The following is a 17439-nucleotide window of genomic DNA, read 5'->3' as shown; positions in this document are numbered from 1 at the left end:
ATATGACTCAGAAAGTATTTGTTAATCGCATATTAAATATGAAAAAAATCAAGTGGATTGGTTTTGATATGGATCACACTCTGATTCGTTATAACACACGGAATTTCGAAGGTCTGGTGTATCGTCTGGTTGTGGAAAACCTGATCGAAAGCAAGCAGTACCCAGACGCCTTACGGCAGTTCAGTTTTAATTTCGATGATACCATTCGAGGTTTGATAGTCGACAGCAAAAATGGCAACGTACTCAAGTTGAGCCGTTATGGTGCGATTCGTTTGAGTTACCACGGAACTCAAAAGATTGAATACGCCAGACAGAAAAAGATTTATCGCAGTATGTATGTGGATTTGAAGGATCCTAATTTTATGGCCATCGATACATCGTTCTCGATAGCCTTTTGTGTTTTATATAGTCAGATCATTGATTATAAAGATCAATATCCTGGCGATTTGCCTGATTATGCAACCATTGCCAAAGACGTACTGGCCAGTGTGGACAGAGTTCATGCGGATGGCAGTCTTAAATCGATTATCAGTGAGAACCTGGAGCAGTTTGTGCTGCGTGATGAGCAACTGGTCAAAGGGCTAAAGCGTTATCTGCATTATGGGAAAAAGCTGTTTGTTCTCACAAACTCCGATTTTTTTTATACCAAACTGCTGTTGGATTATGCCATAAACCCCTATCTTGAAAACGGAGAAACCTGGCGGGATCTGTTTGATTACGTCATCACGCTCGCCAGCAAACCACGGTTTTTTTATGATAATCCACGGTTTTTGCGGATTAACCCTGAAGATGGCAGCATGACGAACACCAGGGATAAGATAACTCCTGGTATTTATCAGGGAGGCTGCGCCAGAAAATTCACAGACGATTTGGGCATAAACGGCGATGAGATTTTATACATCGGCGATCATATATACGGCGACATTCTTCGTTTGAAAAAAGACTGTAACTGGCGCACAGCACTGGTTGTGGAAGAGCTGGGAGATGAAATCGCTTCGCAGATACGCGCGCTTCCTGTTGAGCGTAAAATTGTGGACGCCATGGAGCTGAAAAGTGTTTATGAGCAGCGATACATCGATCTGTGCTCCAGAAAACTGGAAAAAGGCGTGGATGATTCTGACAGCGAGATCGCGCAGTGCCAGCAGCAGATTGCCGCAATCGATGCCGATTTAATGAAGCTGCTGGAAGAGCAGCAATCGTTCTTTAATCCACGCTGGGGCAGGGTTTTCCGTGCGGGGGCTGAAGAAAGCTACTTTGCTTACCAGGTTGATCGTTTCGCCTGTATCTATATGGAAAAACTGGTGGATTTACTGGAAAACTCGCCCATGCGCTATTTCCGCGCCAACCGCCGCGCGCTTGCTCACGATGTGGTGCTGTGAGCAGATAAAGGAAAGACTTCCCGCCCCCGTCAGCGCGGGAAGGAGCCTGGTCTTATGCTTATGCCTTACCCAGTCTCTGTTTGCAGTTATGGACAGCTCGGAATGACGATGACCTCTTCATCCTCATCTACCGGAGTAGATGCGGCGCCTCCCTGTGCCTTATGCGTGCCTGAGAACAGCGAATACACATAGCGTTTTGTATTCGCATCCTTTCTCAGAATCTGCTGAATGGCGTGGACTTCTCCCTGAAATGCCGTGGGTACCCGCATCACGGTTTCACCTATCGCTCGATGAAGGGCTGCCAGTAGAGAGGTAGTATTGTCTTCATCGGCTGTTTTTATATGGCTGGATAAGACCACACGAATCCATGTCAGGTAGTCCGCCGATGGGAGCTGTCGATATTTGCTAAACAGGTGAGCCAGTATTTTTTTATATGTGTCCTCGCGATTACATTCATAGGCACGCAGCAGGCCTGCCAGGAGAATGGTTTTTTTATCAGAAAAGTCGATATCCTCCAGACTGTTCATGATCACATCGGCTGCGGCCAGATGATGCCACTCCTCCAGATAGCGCTCATGGGTTGTGGGATGGAGGACCTCCCGATGCTCGCCCATCGTAAACATGAGGGCTCGTTTCAACACCGATACCTTTTTTTGTCTTGCAGGTGAGTTAAGCACAGAATGGAGCACCTGACCTAAATCATCTGGACGGTGTCGAATCGTCAGTATCAGTCCATTGGTCAGGTAGTCATTGGGCGGGGGGAGGCGGTCTACTTCCTGATTAAGCAAATGAATGTTGTCTTGTTCCAGCAGACGTCGCCATATTGCGTTGATGCGTTTTGCCAGAGAGCCGTGGCGGTTGACCAGCGCGATTGAATGCAGGCGATAGAGCAAATCAACGGTGTTTTGTATCTGGAGTTCGCTGTTGGCATTTAAATCCATGCGAATCCGGTTAACCTCTCGCAGATGATGCCGTCCCCACATGCGGTTAAACGGATATAATAAGGGAGCATCAGAATTATTTCCGGTAAAGAAACGCTTCCAGCCAGGCAGCCCGATTGAATAGGTGTCCAGCAGGGCGGTTGAATAGCTCAGCATGTCATGATCAGTCCCTGGCATAAATTTCTCCTGGTTAATTTTTAAGCCGTGATCGTTGTTCTATAGTATACAAATATGGGAGAAATCACATCCATGAATGAAGCATAAGTGGATCGCCTTTCTTAGGCAGGGCTGTCCCATCTTAATTTGAACTGAAGTTAATCCGTTGGCACGAGCTGCTCCCTTCTCCCTTGAGGGAGAAGGGTTGGGGATGAGGGTGGTGGGTGTAGCACGGATTTGAACTGAAGTTAATCCGTTGGCACGTTCGGCTCCCTTCTCCCTTGAGGGAGAAGGGTTGGGGATGAGGGTGGTGGGTGTGGCACGGATTTGAACTGAAGTTAAGGCGGGACAGCCCTGCTTTCTTAGGGTCTGTTGACCATTCACCCTACCTTAAGGCATTAACAGGCGTATCGTCATCACGCTTTTCATCCACGGGAATCGACTCGCTGGGTTTGACTGCTTGCCTGAATAATTGTGGATTATATTGAATTCCATTACTGGTGCTTCGCATTTCCCGGAAGAACTCCGTAAATTTACGCAGCAATATACCCAGCGATTGCAGGAGAGTCAGTGAATGACTTTCTTTTTTGGCAATGATGCTTTCTGCGACAGTCGAAAACGGCACACCGTGCGATTGCAGTATCCGGAGGGTCTGTATATGAGTGCGCTCGACCGCCTTGGGCGACATGGAGATGGACTGCAGCAACTCGCGGGATATGCCGGGGTTTTTCTCTATCAGATACGTGACGACCGGGCTGTGATTTAAGCGAATAGCCTCCAGCAGCCAGCCCATCTTCGTCTCATCGCGAAAAAGAGCGTCGGTATTACCCAGAGATTTAAAAAGAACGTCAAGTGTTTCGGCGCTGCCACTTTGAACCGCACTTAAAATGGGATCCAACGGACTGCCCTGGGTTAACACAAATCGCTCCCTGTACTTCGGCTCTAGAGTGTCCGCCAGTTGGTCTTTAACCATTTGCGTGACGTATGCTTTATCTTCCTCACTTTCAAAAAACTGTGTCTCCAGAGCACGCCTGATAGATTCTTCCGATAAAGCACGGTCATGCTCCCTGACGTGCTCAAGGCAAGACGCCATCAGCAGCGGATTACCCCCTCCAGCGGCTTGATTAATTGCAATCTCAGGGCTATGCCTTAAAAAATCCTCAAAATAATGCGTTTTTATGACATCATTTTCCAGCAGCGTTTCCAGTATGTCTTTTTTACCGCCTTTCATTGCCACGGACAACAGCAGCTCGATTTTCAATGGGTCTGCTGACGAGATGTTCTCTATCAACGGTTTAAGAGATTCTTTATTATTGTTAATCACGGCAAACCCAGCAGCCTTGCCTGGATTATTACCTGTTAATTCGAGTAATAGCCTGGTCTCTGCCTCATCACTGAAAACAACCGCTTCGTTCAGGGTAAAAGTTTTGGAGCTGTTGCTGGCGCTGGGCAAATAACGAGTATAAAGCGCGGTTTTACAAGGCAGGTTACGTGGGGGCGCTTCTGGGTGTCGAATGAGTTGTATGCTCATAGCCAGCTGATCCGACGCAAGACCAGACGTAGGGCCAAAAACATTATTATGTAATTCATTGACAAGTTTTTTTTCAGTAGAGAAGGTGTTATAGCCCCACATATAATTAGGATCATACACGGCATACTGCCCATTCTTTTTGATGATGGAAATGGAATGGGTTTCGCTCTGCACCTGTAATACTTCACCTTCCTGCAGGTTAAGAGCGCTCATCGTCTCCACCCAGTTTTGTTTACTGCTGGCCAGAGTAAAGCTGAACGATGAGCTTAACGGTTTATTGTTAACGCTCAGCATCTGAATTGCGCCAGTCTGACCAAAGCTGTGTGTGAATTTTCCCGGGGAAAAGGTAGCGGCGACCTTTACGGCAAACACGTCAATCAGCTCGTCTGTGATGAGTGCGTCACGCTTTCCTGTTGCAATAAACGCCAGAATCTTCATAAATTCATCTGTTTTATTTTGCAGGGCGTATTCCGCATGAACCATAGCCAGGCCATTGCAGATACCGCTTTCATTCATTTTGAAGGGTAGGTTATTCGCTTTTAAATAGCGATTCAGATTAGAGATAATCCTACCCTGATAAATAATTGTTGCCATGTTTTATCGTCTTTATATTTGCTGACTTGCTTAATTATATGACACATTACGTTAAGGAATTATTTAAGAGTGCGAAAACAGAAAATCCCTGTAGCCCGGATTAGCGCCAGCGTAATCCGGGAAATGAACCACAAACAGAGAATCGTGCCGGGATGATCATGGCTTCCCGGATTACGGCAAAGCCTAATCGTGAGTTTCCGGTGAACATGCGTGATTTTCTAACCTGCCAATAGTTACCCTGTAGCCTTTAAATTTCCATTTTTTGGAGGCCGCAGATGATACTCCCTAAACCAACTACAGTAACCCTTGATGAAGTCAAAGAACATTTTGAACACTGGCGTAAAATCAGAGCCCGACAAGGCAAAATCCCGTCATCGTTGTGGACTGAGGTCAAAATATTGATGGATCGTCATCCTGTGAATAGGATTGCCCAAACACTGAAGATAACCAGCGCACAAATTGCAGCGAATGTTGGTAGCGATAACAATAAATTTACCTTTGTATCGCTTTTGCCCGAGTCCCCGGTCGCTTGCAACAGGGAACCTGATGTACTCCAAACATGTGCCATCGAGCTCCAACGCCCGGGCGGCGCTCCTTTATCTTTGGCAGTTCAGGACCGCTCATGGATATACATCCTGAAAAAAAGATGGTGGCAAGGCTTACTGATTATGCTGAAATATAATCAGATTGGCTTGTGTATGGGCATAAAGTTTTGACTCGGGCACGGGTATTGGTTAAAATCCAGGCTGGCCGAAAACTTACAGATAATCTTGCCCGGCTTACGGTGTTGTTGTAAATCAAAAATACAAACAACCCCGGACAAACCTGCTTCAGTTTGCCCGGGACTGTCCTTACCGAGTATTGACTACTCGGTAATACTTAAATTACAGAGAAAAGGCTTCAAATGCGAGAACGATTTATTAGTGAAAATCAGATTCAACTTGTAGAGAAAGTTAATCTTCCAGGAAATATGATCGCAGTCGATGTAGATATGGATGATTATTATGTTGCTATATGCGAAAAAGAAGAGGATGTTTTTCTATTTACATGTGGTTTAGGTCCTTGTATTTCTGCTGCAGCATACTGCAAATTAAGTGATGGTCGAGTCATTCTTGGTGTTGCACATATGTATGGCATTTTAGAAAGCCATGATTTTCAGGGTATTTCCATGAGACATGCAGGCGATATGACTCAACTAGGTTACAGAGAGTCTCAACTTGACGAAGAGTCAATTAAAGAGGTTCTGCCGTTTTTCAAGCCACATAAATTAAGTAAATTGATTGAAACAATTAAATGCCATAGTGATGGCGAAATCATTGATATATATTTGGGTGGTGGTCGTGGCTATTATCCTGTAGTACATCAACTATATCGTGAATATGCCAGGAATCATGAAAACTTAAGATTATGTGATACAGCGTTTGATCCCTATAAAATAATTAGCCACGAAATAACGGCTCGATTTAGTGAAGAAATAATGAGTACGATTTCATCTACTTTTGGCATTACATCAACTGGGCAGGCTATTTTAGCAAAAAGAATAAATATTGGCGATCTGGGTGAATTGAAAAATAGCGAAGATTTTATAACATACTGTAAATCAAAACAAATTTCTTTTCCACCTGACAAAGATTTGGTATTTGGTTTTGAGACGCTAACATGGAAATATTTGCATAGAAAAGATTTTGAATACAATTATGACAATTTGAAAAAAGTCATTAGGAAAAAACCTCCCACTCAGTATATGCCTACATTATTTGGTTCTTCACAATATCAAAACAATGAGCAAGATGACTTGGCATCAACTTCATTGGCACCAAAGCTCTAAAGAACTCACCCAATCGTTTGCTCCCCAAACGATTGGGTGATTCAGGTCATTACAACCTTTTGATTTCTTAACAAAAAGAAAATCAATTTAGGATGCGTTTATAACGAAAATGGCTCATCTGTCCAGTAGCAGAAGAGAAAAAACACTAGGGTCTGTTGACAATTCAACTGATAAGAGAAAGTGTATCTCAAAGCCTAATCCGAGCTACGAGTCTGTATCCATCATGAACTCCCTGATTCTGTGGCGCATCGACACATCAAGGGGTGGATGTTAATATAACACCCAGAGTGATTTGGTGGAGACGCAGTGCATGAAATTTAATCCTTTTTCCTTTCTTTTTGAAAGCCCGGATTCACCGCACGCGCGTTCCTTGCGTACCACCTTCAGTGAGAAATGGATGGATGCCTTTCGGGTATTTTACGGCGATGCCCGAGCCCGACGGGCTGAGCCTCGAATGGGCATCTACGACTGGCTGACTTTATTCATACCTGCCGGCCTAAATCGCATGGAGGTTTATCTTGAACAAACTCCCGATTCCTCTTTTTCTTTCATGTACAAACCCTTACAGCTTTTAAACAACGCGCTGACAGTACCAAAAGCAATGGTTTCAATAATCGCTGCCATTGTCACCACACCTGTGATACTGATAACGGCCGGTGTGGTGCGGGCGATCGATGGTGATGGAAGAGAGCGTCTGCTGGAGATCGTCGGCAAACAGGAACCTGCGGGGCCTGTTTATCAGTTAAGCGCGCTGTTGAGCCAGCCTGACATTGATTTGGAATGCCTGAAATGTGAAGTGAAGGGAAATGAGCAGATAACGCTGCGCGCTTATGGACCGATGGGACTGGAAGGCCGTCGAATGTATGATTTCTTTCTCCCCGCGACCCCTGCCAACATGGCTCTGCTGACACGCTACAATGTTGGTGGAATTAATAACATCGCAACAAGCAGTGAAGAGACGCCCCTGATGTCTCCCTGACCGGCTGCGCTCAATATCCTCCCTCATACGGGCGGTGAAGCCTCATTTCACGACTGGTTTCACCACGATGATAATGCAGACGCCACAGCGACCGTTTTGCTTCGCGATCCCAGAATGGATGGTAGTCCACAGCAAAATGACGCTTCCACTGTCCGTTGTCCTGTACTTTGTAGATATTGAGCCCACCACCTCCGCTGTTGGGATAGAGCCTTAAGGCCGCCCGGTAATGCCCCCCACGCAGAAGACCGAGGGAGGCAATAAGCAGTATAACAGGAATTAACCCGTCGTTTCCCTCGTCCCCGGCGCCTGCCAGATCCCATTCCCTGTCAGCCCATTCCATGTTGTTCCCTGATGCACGTAAAATCCTTTAGCGATATTCAGGGCATGTCGGTACCGCTGTCAATCTAAACTTTCTATCTTCCGAACATTTGTTTAAATCTGTGTGAGAATCCAGTTGGCTCTGGTGTGTTATCTTCTATTGGATAATCTGCCATTATTTTTTCCAGCAGATAGTTGAGTGTTCCGTGTTTATTAATAGGAAGTGAGTTTGTTTTAACTCTGATATAAGCGATGCACTCTTGAGTGCTTAGCTGGGGGTTCATGTATAAATGTGCGAAAATTTCGTGAGCTCTCACTTTGTGGTGTCGTCTCGTAAAGGAAAAGAAAGGAGGATGGGCATAACAATAGAATAAGTTGGCTATCTGTTTTGCATGGAGACCATTATCTACCAGTCGCCGTGCCGCAGAGAATATGGGTCTTAATTTAGGATGTACAGGTCTTGCAGCGGGCGGCGGTGGCGCTGTTCTTTCAAAAGGAGGGGTTTGTAGTTCGATATCTACAAAATCGTGATCACGATGCTCCGGGTTGCGACTGGATTGTGAAAAAAAGGGAAACGAAGACGTGAATCCTGATTTTCTGGTATTTTGCAGGGAGTTCGTTTTTTCAAGCCTTGGTTCCGGGTGGCTTGATGAGCCGACATCGGAGTCCGCCGGCTGAGATGATGACGCAGGCCTTGTTCCCTCGTGCCTTTTTGAGTAATGGGAGTCGAGACTATGCCTTTGATTTAATGAATGCATATCGCTTCGGCTTCTCCTGGCATGATGGCGATCATAAGCCTTGGTAAAAATCTCATAAATATTTTTAAATGATCCTATCGGATTAGTTCTGTTGTAACTGACCTGATTGAAGGAGGAGATTTTTGCGTAATCCTGATCATCGATGGAATCAATCTGTAATTTAGATACATCAAGACATTTTAATAAAGCGTTCAGCTCTTGTTTATCAATAAGTTTTATTTGGTCTTTGTCATTCTGAAGCTGCCAGACAATAACCGTCATAATCTGCCACATAAGTGTCAGGCTTACTTTCAGTGTTGCCGGAAAAGACGGCAGGGTCGTTGAGAATGGGTTAAGAACCGTTTCCAGTCGTGTTAACAGACTGCTTAATTCGATAGTGTTTTGAGTAGATGACATCTGGGAGGCGTAGAGAGACGTGCGTGCCCGTGGTTGGAACTCGTTAATAAATTTCTGCAGCGGATCGGTGGTTTCGAATGTAATGATCTGCGTTTTGCTGTCAAATTTCATGGTAAATCCTTACTCTACACTGGTTATTCTACACATTAAAAACGGGGTTAATTAATCCTTGCAGATTATCAACGAGTTTTTCACTTTGGGTTTGTCTGAAAAAGGCGCCTCCCTTCATGGCATAATGCATCCCGATAGCAAAAAGGCCAAGACCGGTAAAGGCAATCAGAATATTGCCAATAATGACTTTCCAAAGCTCACGGTGACGGCCCATTTCATGATCTCTGGAATGCATTTTCGCAATAAAACTGGTTTTAAACTGGGCTTTGGTGCTTTCCTGTATGTGAGGTTCCTGCTCAAAAAACTGCTTTAAGTCGGCCTTAAGTTCCAGAGCCAGCTGCATCATGTTCCTGCCCTTGTCATGATCCCCTGTCAGTATAAAAAGGCCATGAGCAAACATTCTGTTGATATGGCGGTTAACATCGGCGAGCTCAGGCGGGGCGTCCCATTCTAAATAGTGGTAATCATCAGGGTTCAGCTCCCCTGTGCATTCCAAATATGCAACCCAGAATCCAAGTCCATCTTCCTGCATTTTATGAATTCGGTCGACATTGGTTTCATCATTTAAAATGCCTCTTGAGCTCATCATGGAGAGAGAGTGAGCTAAATAAACGGCATTTTTTCCTGTCCGGATTATGATATTCAAAGTATGCTGATTCAGTAGGTTCCCTCTTTGTAAGTTATCAAAAGCCATCTGAAATTCGTCGATATGCTTGCGGTTTTCAAAAATCAAATCAATGTTTTCCTGATTCAGAAGATTCGCTTCGCATAACGTGGCAAAGGCTATCGATGTCTGTAGGATTTTATAGCGATTGCCTTGAGTGAGACGGGCAAAATTTTGCGGTGTCAGGCAGTTGGCTCGCCACAAGGCCTGTGCGCCCCGGGCGCCAGGTAATGTTTCACAGGCTCTCATATGCCACTGCAATGCCTGTATTCCGCCCAATTGTTCAATGAACCCACACACTTCATCGCTATACAAAGGACGCAGTATTAAATCATAAACCTCCTTTTCACCCGTTTCTGCCAGTATGACAGCTGAGCAGAGGCTGATTTTTTTTTCATTGTCGCGTAAAAGCCTCAATCGCTCCCTGGTGTCGCGGTCAGGGGAGGTATACCGTGCGTTCAGTCGGTCAATTTCCCAGTTGATTCGACGCTTGATTTCATTCAGTCGGGATACCAGAAATCTGCGGTCTGGTATTGGCTGCTCGGGGACAAATGACTCTTCATCGTCTAACTGTAGAAATTCGTTTAGAAACTGATAATGATTGGCTCTTGCCGGGTTATGAATCAGCACGTAGTGATAGTAATCGCGAAAGTTGTTGCGCTGAGGTTTTATACCAGCTAATTCATCATCGTGTTCTGCGCGCCTGTAAGGATCAGCCAGTGTCTCATATGCCTCCTGAATTTGCTTGAACTCTTCTACCTTTCCTGGCACTTTGTCTGGGTGACATGTCTTGACCTGTTTTCTATGAGCAGCCTTGATTTCATCAAGGCTGGCATCCATCTGGACGCCAAGGATTTTATAGTGATTCAACATCATCGTTCCTCGATTGAGTGCTTATCCCGCGGACTGAACCACCCGGGCTTCGGGCGGGATTGTAATATACGATGATCGATAAATACACATTCTTTTTTCTTTCAGAAGGTCCCTTTGCTAGATGCCATGGTTTCCCGGATTACGGCTGCGCCTGATCCGGGCTACCTGTCCGACTTCACCGGGATAGCGTTTTCGTAGAAGGAAAGCAGGCAGTCTGCGACCCGTTCCGGGTGCTCCATATGCAGGTGATGTCCGCCAGGCAGACGGTAAATCTGCAGCGATTTTACCGCTTTCTCCCGGTTTTCAATCGCGTCCGGGCAGAACGGAAAGCCCTCATTTGCCCAGATAAGGCAAGAGGGTGCGCTGATGTTGCGAAGACAGGATAAAACCTGTGCTTCCGTCATGCGTAAGGGGCTGGTATTAAGCAGCCGCCTGTCATGCCGCCAGTAAAAGGCCTGATTATCCTCGCGTACGCCCCTCTCGCAGAGTATCAGCGCATTCTCAAGTGACACATGACCTCTGGCCGCACGCATCTCTGCTGCTTTCATCAGAGAGGAGTAGGCTTTTTCGGTTTTTTTTTCGAGCATCTGGGCCTGTTGCTGAAAATGGCTTAACTGTTCGCAGCATAGTTCGTCGGGAGCCGCCAAAGGACCAAGTGCTTCAATCATGGCCAGAGACAGCACCTGCGCTGGTGATACCCCCGCGACAAGGCTGGCAAAACAGGCGCCCATGGAATGGCCGAGCAAATGCACTTGTTGCAGACCAAGAGATTTAATAATACTCAGGGTGGTGAACAGGCCATCAACAAAATGGTAGTGATTACCGGCTGACAAATGTGACGAGTGGCCGTGCCCGGGCAGATCAACCGCAATCAAATAAAAATGCTGTGCGAGAAAAGGAGCCACCGGGTCGAACGAGCTGGCATTGTCAAGCCAGCCATGCAGAGCCAGCATGGGCGGGTTCTCCTTATTTCCCCATGCCTTGCAGGCGATGGTGAAACCGGGAACGGACAGATCAAAGCAATGAGCGTTCATATAAGAAACTGGATAAACAATGTATTTCAATGATAGTGCATAATTGCTTTTTCGCCATGGGTTTTTTAACAGGCCCTGATGGTATACCAGGACGGCCTTACTCATCCGGCAGGGGATCCGTCAGCTCATCCTGCATGGTCTCAATATACGCCACCACGTCTTCAATCGCTTCGACGCTGGCGATATGGTACATGGCATCGCCTTCATTCACCAGGGGGAGATTGGTTTTGCCAATCACAATACCACCAAAAGGAGCTTTCACCGTGACCGAAGCGTTCATTAAAAATGGGTCATGGATATAGCCCAGTATTTCGCCTTTTTTAACGGCCTGGGACAGGTCAGCTATGGGTTGAACCAGGCCACTGGCAGGCGCCCGTACCCAGCTGCTGTTTTCTGTAATAACCGGCTCGTATTTTTTACGTTTACGAGTGGCCGGTCGGGCAATCATGCCCAGCAAGGCCAGTACATTCAAAATGCCCCTCACACCGACACGGATACCCAGCTCGTTAAAGCGTAGAGCCTCGCCACCTTCGTAGACCAGTAAAGGGATACCCAGTTCACTGGCTGCTCCCCGCAGCGAGCCATCACGAATTTTCGCATCGATGATCACTGGGGTGTCGAAGGCCAGTGCCAGATCGCGTGCGCCAGGTGTTTCCAGATTCACCCGAAGCTGAGGCATGTTAACGCGGCCAATAGCGCCGGTATGCAGGTCGATACCGTACTGGCATTTCATTACCACTTCATTAATTAATATATCGGCCAGTCTGGCCGCCATCGAACCCGATTTTGAGCCCGGAAAGGCCCGATTCAGATCGCGTCTGTCCGGTAAATAACGGGATTGTAAAATAAAGCCAAAAATATTAGCCACCGGAATGGTAATCAGGGTGCCATGGATGTGTTTCAGCGAGGCATGCTGATGCACGCGTCGAATAATCTCGATGCTGTTCAGCTCATCACCGTGAATGGTGCCTGTTACGAACAGCCTGGGTCCGGCTTTTTTACCATGAAAAATATGCACTGGAATATCCATTCGACTCTGGGTATACAGACTCGCGGAGGGCAGCATCACACAGGTTATGGTGCCTGGCTTTATGATTTGGCCAGCAATTTCTATTGGACTATTTTTCATGATGTGAATCATTTGAATTCAAATTGTAATCAAAGTGTAGCAAATGGCGGCGGTTATTTCTGGACCGTGATTACGATGCTATTTGTCTTCTTTGTCGTCCACCCAATAGTCTGGCGGCCCTCCACCTGGCGTTGGGCGTGTGGGTAGGGGGCTTAAGTGACGCGTTGAGGCGCTGCCATCGGATATCTGCGCGCGTTGCTGCTGATGTCTGATTGTATTGAGGTTTAACGTATCAATCAGCATGTTATCCTTAAAAAGTAAAAAGACTGCGCTCTTGATAGATTCGCCACCGGATTCCAGTGTCCAGATAACATGCTGTCGTGCGTCATCTTTATCAGCGAAACGCGCGAATTCCTGTTTATCAGTGGAGTCCATGCTCTTCATCATAAGATGATAAACCAGGCCAGAATCATCATAGTCAATGCCGTTTTCGGCGTAGCTGGCGTGTGTCACACAGATGTTTTCTTTATTTACTTCCTGCACCAGCTCATCATCGTCATACATTCGATAGATGACCCTCTTATGCTCTTCCTCTGCAATATTAGATTTTTGGGTCATAAAAATCCGTGCTTCCCCGGCATCGGAAAACCCGGCAAGCAGTTTTTCTTCACCATGGGCATATTGCTGGCTGACTCTAAAGTTCATAAGCTGATCCAATTGATAAGGTACAGATAATTATAGCAAGGCGCATCAACTATCAGAACCGCTCCCTCACGGTCACGGTTCTGAGAAAGTACCTTTGACTGAGTGGGGCTATGCTCTTACTCTCCGCGCTGACAATGAATCATTTGTTACCATGTCATGCCGGAGTGCGAGATCATGCATTACGTCGGCGACTACCGGAATCTCCATCACAGGCTGACCGTGTTTATCCAGTAATCCCAGTTTGATTAAAACCTCTTTTGTCCGGGTCCCGCGGTTATACAAGGCATGATCGAAGATATCGACCAGACTGGCATGCTTATAATCGAGACGAGAGCGCCCGCCGAGGCAGAAGAACATCCCGGATCGATCCTGCGTCAGCTGGTATTGATAGCTTTTTCTGACGCTCTGAAGAATGCTGTCAGCGCTTTCCTGCCTCAGATTACACAGTTGAGAATCCGGCTCCAGACAGCGGAAGCGCTTGGTCAGCCATTCGTAAAAATTGCGTCCATTAAGCGCGTGCACATCTGCGGTAGGGTGAACATCATCCCAGAACATGTAACCGCGAGAGGGGGACGAGCCTTCATCAATATGGAAATCCTCTGACTCGGTATAGGGTGTGTTCTGTTTTTCCTGCTCAAAGCCATATTGTTCAGGGTTATGGTACATATCCCTGAAGGAGCTGTTGATATCATAAACATTGATGGTGCACTCAGGAAATTCGAGTGCCATTTGCGCACAGGCTGTCGCCAGCTGATTATTAAAGTGATCGCTGCAGCGGGAGGCGTTGCGCTGTTCACGAAGCGATCGTGCCTGGTAGCGTGGTGTCAGGGACATATCGGGGAGATTGAAGAGGGTGAAGTTTCGATATCCGGCATGAATCATCTTCCGCATGTTTTTCATACGCGCCGCTACCGCTTTATTGGCTATTTCTATAGAAGGCTCACGATTAACGGTGATCATGTCGTTCGCGCCAGACCATTCGATAACCATGGTTTCCTGTTTTTCACGCCAGGAAACACCCATCTCGCGATCGTTGCTCATCATCATACGGCGCATGTCTTCGAGTGTTGCCAGAATGGTACGGCTGAAAAAACGGGAAATACTGGTGCTCAGCTTCCAGGCATAATCGTAGGCCATCAGACCGCCCTGGCAATAGCTGCGCAGCCACGTTTTTCCGTGATAGGTTACATTGAGGTAATCGTCAAGAGTAAAATCCTCCCCATGCGGTACTGCTGCTGCCGGTTTCATGCGGTTGATTAGTTTGCCGTGCTCGATATTACTGTCACTCATGGACCGTTTCATACCCGAGGAGTGAGAGAGGCAGTCGACAGGATCCTCGCCAATGGCTGCCTTGAGTTTATGATCGTTGGCAAGCAGTCCGTCATAGATATCATCATAACGAGGACGATCGTTGTCCTCCAGATCGAGGTATTGTTTGTCTGATTGTTTTGCCATGCGCTGAATACGGGCTATTTTGAAATCCGTTGCCAGCAAAGACGCCAGTTCATCAACCCAGACATAGCCATTGGTGAATCGCCTGTCAGGAGAGATCCCTTTTAAGCCGCTCAGGATATCCATGGGGAGCACGCCGCCTATTGTCAGGCTGTCCATGAATCCGCGATCAGACAGACTGTCGCCCATGACGACGAAGCGCTTTATAATGGTTTTTCTGTTATCCTGTACCGGACGTCGCTGTTGTTCGAGGACCAGGTCCTGGGAATCTTCGCTGGATGATTCCTCGTCATCACGGTCTTCGATTATCGTGCTTGTTATATGGCGGTTCATATGCTCTCCTGTTGAATGAAATAACTTTCCGTGTGCCAGTTATTTATAGAACAGGATGAGAATATTCGTTGTTTTTTTCGTTGAAAAATTTTGCGTAGGTCGGACGCTTTGCCCGACGCTTCTGATTTTTAAAGAATGTTGCATCCAGTGTCAGAGGTTTCATTCTCGGAATTGTAATTAGTAAATGACGCAGAACCCGTAAGCCTGACAACGTGCGCTCCCGGAGTAGACTCTATCTCGTTGATATAGTTATCGTAGTCTTCTGGCGTACCCTTGTAGCCGGATCTTAAATATATCTTTTCAGTCACATAGTTAAAATCCGGCTATACTGTACATATCACGCTCATGTCTGTATCTGATTTGAGAAGAAACAGATAGATAGCAATCACTCTTTCGGGAGATAAAATGATTACAGTTCTAACAACGGTCGGCGGCAAAGAGGTGAAAGGCACACTGCAATACAATGTAGAGAGTGACCAACAAGGCCCGCATCTTCTTATTATTTACATGTATTCCGCAACTCCGGAATTTGGAACAACAGCGATACGCAAAGTAGCAGATGAATCAATTAAAACTGGTTTAAAGATCAAGCTGAATGCTGCCTACTCCTCGCATATTTTTCATCTTTACATGGGAATGAAACCCAGTGGGAGCTTGCAGGAATTCCCATTGCAAGACGATGAAAGGCAGGTTCTCAATAAACTCAAGGCGCAGGACGATTTTGAACCCGCTCCAGATGAAAAAGAATGCCTTATAAAATTGCTTAGAGAAGAATTTCGTGGTGTCTATCCAAAGAAAAAAGAATTTCAATGGGAAGATGTATTGTATCACAGGGAGTTATTAATCGGGATGCTTGATAAAGTTCATGATACAAGCATTTATTTTGTTACCCCTCTCTTAAACCTGCTTGAAGGCAGCATTGAAGCGGGTCGTAAGCATCCCGATACATCCACGTTGCGTGCGGTTCCTATGGAAATGTCTGAAGAAGGTCATGAGCGCTGGAAAACGGCCATTGACAATAACAGCGAGTTCATTCCGTTCAGAAACTTTGAGCACCTCCATCCATTCATGACGGAACAAGACAGGCTTCGTCTGAATTTGATATTGGCCATCAAGGCGATAGAGGTTCGATTTGATGACGCCATGCCAATCGAAGCAGTTAAAGCACATGCGGAAACGTTGAAAAATCAATGCATGGCGTTGAGATCACAAGGTACCCAGCCGTTTGTAGAGAGATGTATTGCGAAAAAGCTAGCCATTATCGAAGCAGCGGCTCAGTTTAGAATAGCTACATTAAGCGAAGAAAATAACGAAACGTTATCACGATCAGAATCAGTCCATTCAGTTTCGCAACCACTTGCTGGCGAAACCAGGTTCTTTTCAGCTGACAAATCCGGAGCTAAAACGCCTGACCATGCTGCATCCAGCACACCGTCTCCTGCAGCATCAGGCGCTGATGGTAAACGTCATTTGTCATCAAGCTACAAAGAACGGCTGCAATCGGTACAAAATCCGGATGATGTGAGCCGCCCGGAAAGAGAGTTAAATAAGGGCATTGATCAAGTAAGTCAATCGAAACCGTAAAATTGAAATGACTTAAAGTCGCTATAAAATAAAATTTGCCCTTCCCGTGCATCATTTGTCATCCCCGCGCAGGCTGAGAACTATGGTCAAATCAGGCTCGGTGCCAGCTTCAGGATGGTTTCCCGCCTGCGCGGGAATGACGGTCCAGAGTTTTTGTCCAGTACTGAGTTAGAGTTTAATGCTGCTGGCTTAGCGAATATAGCGAGTAAAGGTTATATTTTTCAACAAGAATTGTAGAAGGTTCGGGTTAATTGAGTTAAAGCCATAGCCCTGTTTCAAAAGGGTGTCAGGAGTCGAACAAGGATTGATTCGTCAGTCACTGCGTTCCTTCCTCACCCCTTCGGGGCGCGCTGAAGCGCGTCCAAAATGCTGCGCCGCACTGCGTGCTCTTCGCTTCGCATTTTGTCGAACCTCTTTCGGTTCGAACCCTTCCGGGCCAAATAAATTTGCGTTTTTTCTTGTTCACGGAAAGAAGAGATACCACGTAGGTCGGGCGCTTCGCCCGATGATCTGGCCATTGCATGCCAGAAAGATCGAATTAATTGATAAAAACCGTCGCCCTTTTTAAAAAGGTGCCAGGAGTCGAACAAGGATTGATTCGTCAGTCACTTCGTTCCTTCCTCACCCCTTCGGGGCGCGCTGAAGCGCGTCCAAAATGCTGCGCCGCACTGCGTGCTCTTCGCTTCGCATTTTGTCGAACCTCTTTCGGTTCGAACCCTTCCGGGCCAAATAAA

General features: G+C 46.5%; 14 protein-coding genes. 5 read left to right on the top strand and 9 right to left on the bottom strand.

Going from position 1 to position 17439, the window contains the following annotated elements; genetic code table 11:
• The first annotated feature begins 2 nt into the window (after window positions 1–2).
• A complete protein-coding gene (locus ACQUTA_RS11815; protein ID WP_444988459.1) occupies window positions 3–1379 on the top strand; it encodes an HAD-IG family 5'-nucleotidase in 1377 nt (458 codons plus the stop codon).
• An 86-nt stretch (window positions 1380–1465) separates the two neighbouring features.
• Here the strand turns inward: ACQUTA_RS11815 and ACQUTA_RS11810 are convergent, their stop codons facing one another.
• Both ACQUTA_RS11810 and ACQUTA_RS11805 read right to left on the bottom strand, forming a co-directional pair.
• Complete coding sequence (locus ACQUTA_RS11810; RefSeq protein ID WP_444988458.1) at window positions 1466–2497, bottom strand: DUF5617 domain-containing protein; 1032 nt, start codon at window positions 2495–2497, stop codon at window positions 1466–1468.
• Window positions 2498–2861: 364 nt separating this feature from the next.
• Complete coding sequence (locus ACQUTA_RS11805) at window positions 2862–4601, bottom strand: hypothetical protein (RefSeq protein WP_444988457.1); 1740 nt, start codon at window positions 4599–4601, stop codon at window positions 2862–2864.
• A gap of 275 nt (window positions 4602–4876) precedes the next feature.
• Here ACQUTA_RS11805 and ACQUTA_RS11800 point away from each other — a divergent pair, with 275 nt between their 5' ends.
• From ACQUTA_RS11800 to ACQUTA_RS11790, 3 genes are all read left to right on the top strand, one after another.
• The gene (locus ACQUTA_RS11800) at window positions 4877–5317 is read left to right on the top strand and encodes a hypothetical protein (RefSeq protein ID WP_444988456.1); all 441 of its coding nucleotides are present in this window, start codon (window positions 4877–4879) and stop codon (window positions 5315–5317) included.
• A gap of 188 nt (window positions 5318–5505) precedes the next feature.
• Window positions 5506–6429 (top strand): hypothetical protein, encoded by a 924-nt coding sequence (locus ACQUTA_RS11795; protein ID WP_444988455.1) that lies wholly within the window; start codon window positions 5506–5508, stop codon window positions 6427–6429.
• 310 nt (window positions 6430–6739) lie between these two features.
• Window positions 6740–7408, top strand: coding sequence for a hypothetical protein (locus tag ACQUTA_RS11790; protein ID WP_444988454.1), 669 nt, complete (start codon window positions 6740–6742; stop codon window positions 7406–7408).
• Window positions 7409–7418: 10 nt separating this feature from the next.
• Here ACQUTA_RS11790 and ACQUTA_RS11785 read toward each other — a convergent pair whose 3' ends face one another.
• The 7 genes from ACQUTA_RS11785 to ACQUTA_RS11755 all read right to left on the bottom strand — a co-directional run bounded on the left by ACQUTA_RS11785 (window position 7419) and on the right by ACQUTA_RS11755 (window position 15121).
• The gene (locus ACQUTA_RS11785) at window positions 7419–7748 is read right to left on the bottom strand and encodes a hypothetical protein (RefSeq protein WP_444988453.1); all 330 of its coding nucleotides are present in this window, start codon (window positions 7746–7748) and stop codon (window positions 7419–7421) included.
• Window positions 7749–7821: 73 nt separating this feature from the next.
• Window positions 7822–8991: a hypothetical protein gene (locus tag ACQUTA_RS11780; protein ID WP_444988452.1), complete on the bottom strand. Its 1170-nt coding sequence runs from the start codon at window positions 8989–8991 to the stop codon at window positions 7822–7824.
• Window positions 8992–9019: 28 nt separating this feature from the next.
• A complete protein-coding gene (locus ACQUTA_RS11775; RefSeq protein ID WP_444988451.1) occupies window positions 9020–10531 on the bottom strand; it encodes a J domain-containing protein in 1512 nt (503 codons plus the stop codon).
• Window positions 10532–10689: 158 nt separating this feature from the next.
• Entirely contained in the window at window positions 10690–11562 is an 873-nt protein-coding gene (locus ACQUTA_RS11770; protein WP_444988477.1) for an alpha/beta fold hydrolase, read from the bottom strand.
• 97 nt (window positions 11563–11659) lie between these two features.
• Window positions 11660–12691, bottom strand: coding sequence for a succinylglutamate desuccinylase/aspartoacylase family protein (locus ACQUTA_RS11765; RefSeq protein WP_444988450.1), 1032 nt, complete (start codon window positions 12689–12691; stop codon window positions 11660–11662).
• 78 nt (window positions 12692–12769) lie between these two features.
• Complete coding sequence (locus ACQUTA_RS11760) at window positions 12770–13336, bottom strand: hypothetical protein (RefSeq protein WP_444988449.1); 567 nt, start codon at window positions 13334–13336, stop codon at window positions 12770–12772.
• Between the two features lie 108 nt (window positions 13337–13444).
• On the bottom strand, window positions 13445–15121 hold the full coding sequence (locus ACQUTA_RS11755) for an SGNH/GDSL hydrolase family protein (protein ID WP_444988448.1): 1677 nt from the start codon (window positions 15119–15121) through the stop codon (window positions 13445–13447).
• A 405-nt stretch (window positions 15122–15526) separates the two neighbouring features.
• On the opposite strand from ACQUTA_RS11755, the gene ACQUTA_RS11750 reads away from it, so the two are divergent.
• Window positions 15527–16705, top strand: coding sequence for a hypothetical protein (locus ACQUTA_RS11750; RefSeq protein ID WP_444988447.1), 1179 nt, complete (start codon window positions 15527–15529; stop codon window positions 16703–16705).
• Window positions 16706–17439: the final 734 nt, after the last annotated feature.

This window comes from Legionella navarrensis, from assembly GCF_052527415.1.
This window is presented reverse-complemented; position numbering and strand designations above follow the sequence as displayed.

Excerpts from the sequence above, each read along its gene's own strand:
- ACQUTA_RS11815 (WP_444988459.1), top strand. The coding sequence starts at position 3 with ATGACTCAGAAAGTATTTGTTAATCGCATATTAAATATGAAAAAAATC.
- ACQUTA_RS11810 (WP_444988458.1), bottom strand. The coding sequence starts at position 2,497 with ATGCCAGGGACTGATCATGACATGCTGAGCTATTCAACCGCCCTGCTG.
- ACQUTA_RS11805 (WP_444988457.1), bottom strand. The coding sequence starts at position 4,601 with ATGGCAACAATTATTTATCAGGGTAGGATTATCTCTAATCTGAATCGC.
- ACQUTA_RS11800 (WP_444988456.1), top strand. The coding sequence starts at position 4,877 with ATGATACTCCCTAAACCAACTACAGTAACCCTTGATGAAGTCAAAGAA.
- ACQUTA_RS11795 (WP_444988455.1), top strand. The coding sequence starts at position 5,506 with ATGCGAGAACGATTTATTAGTGAAAATCAGATTCAACTTGTAGAGAAA.
- ACQUTA_RS11790 (WP_444988454.1), top strand. The coding sequence starts at position 6,740 with ATGAAATTTAATCCTTTTTCCTTTCTTTTTGAAAGCCCGGATTCACCG.
- ACQUTA_RS11785 (WP_444988453.1), bottom strand. The coding sequence starts at position 7,748 with ATGGAATGGGCTGACAGGGAATGGGATCTGGCAGGCGCCGGGGACGAG.
- ACQUTA_RS11780 (WP_444988452.1), bottom strand. The coding sequence starts at position 8,991 with ATGAAATTTGACAGCAAAACGCAGATCATTACATTCGAAACCACCGAT.
- ACQUTA_RS11775 (WP_444988451.1), bottom strand. The coding sequence starts at position 10,531 with ATGATGTTGAATCACTATAAAATCCTTGGCGTCCAGATGGATGCCAGC.
- ACQUTA_RS11770 (WP_444988477.1), bottom strand. The coding sequence starts at position 11,562 with ATGAACGCTCATTGCTTTGATCTGTCCGTTCCCGGTTTCACCATCGCC.
- ACQUTA_RS11765 (WP_444988450.1), bottom strand. The coding sequence starts at position 12,691 with ATGAAAAATAGTCCAATAGAAATTGCTGGCCAAATCATAAAGCCAGGC.
- ACQUTA_RS11760 (WP_444988449.1), bottom strand. The coding sequence starts at position 13,336 with ATGAACTTTAGAGTCAGCCAGCAATATGCCCATGGTGAAGAAAAACTG.
- ACQUTA_RS11755 (WP_444988448.1), bottom strand. The coding sequence starts at position 15,121 with ATGAACCGCCATATAACAAGCACGATAATCGAAGACCGTGATGACGAG.
- ACQUTA_RS11750 (WP_444988447.1), top strand. The coding sequence starts at position 15,527 with ATGATTACAGTTCTAACAACGGTCGGCGGCAAAGAGGTGAAAGGCACA.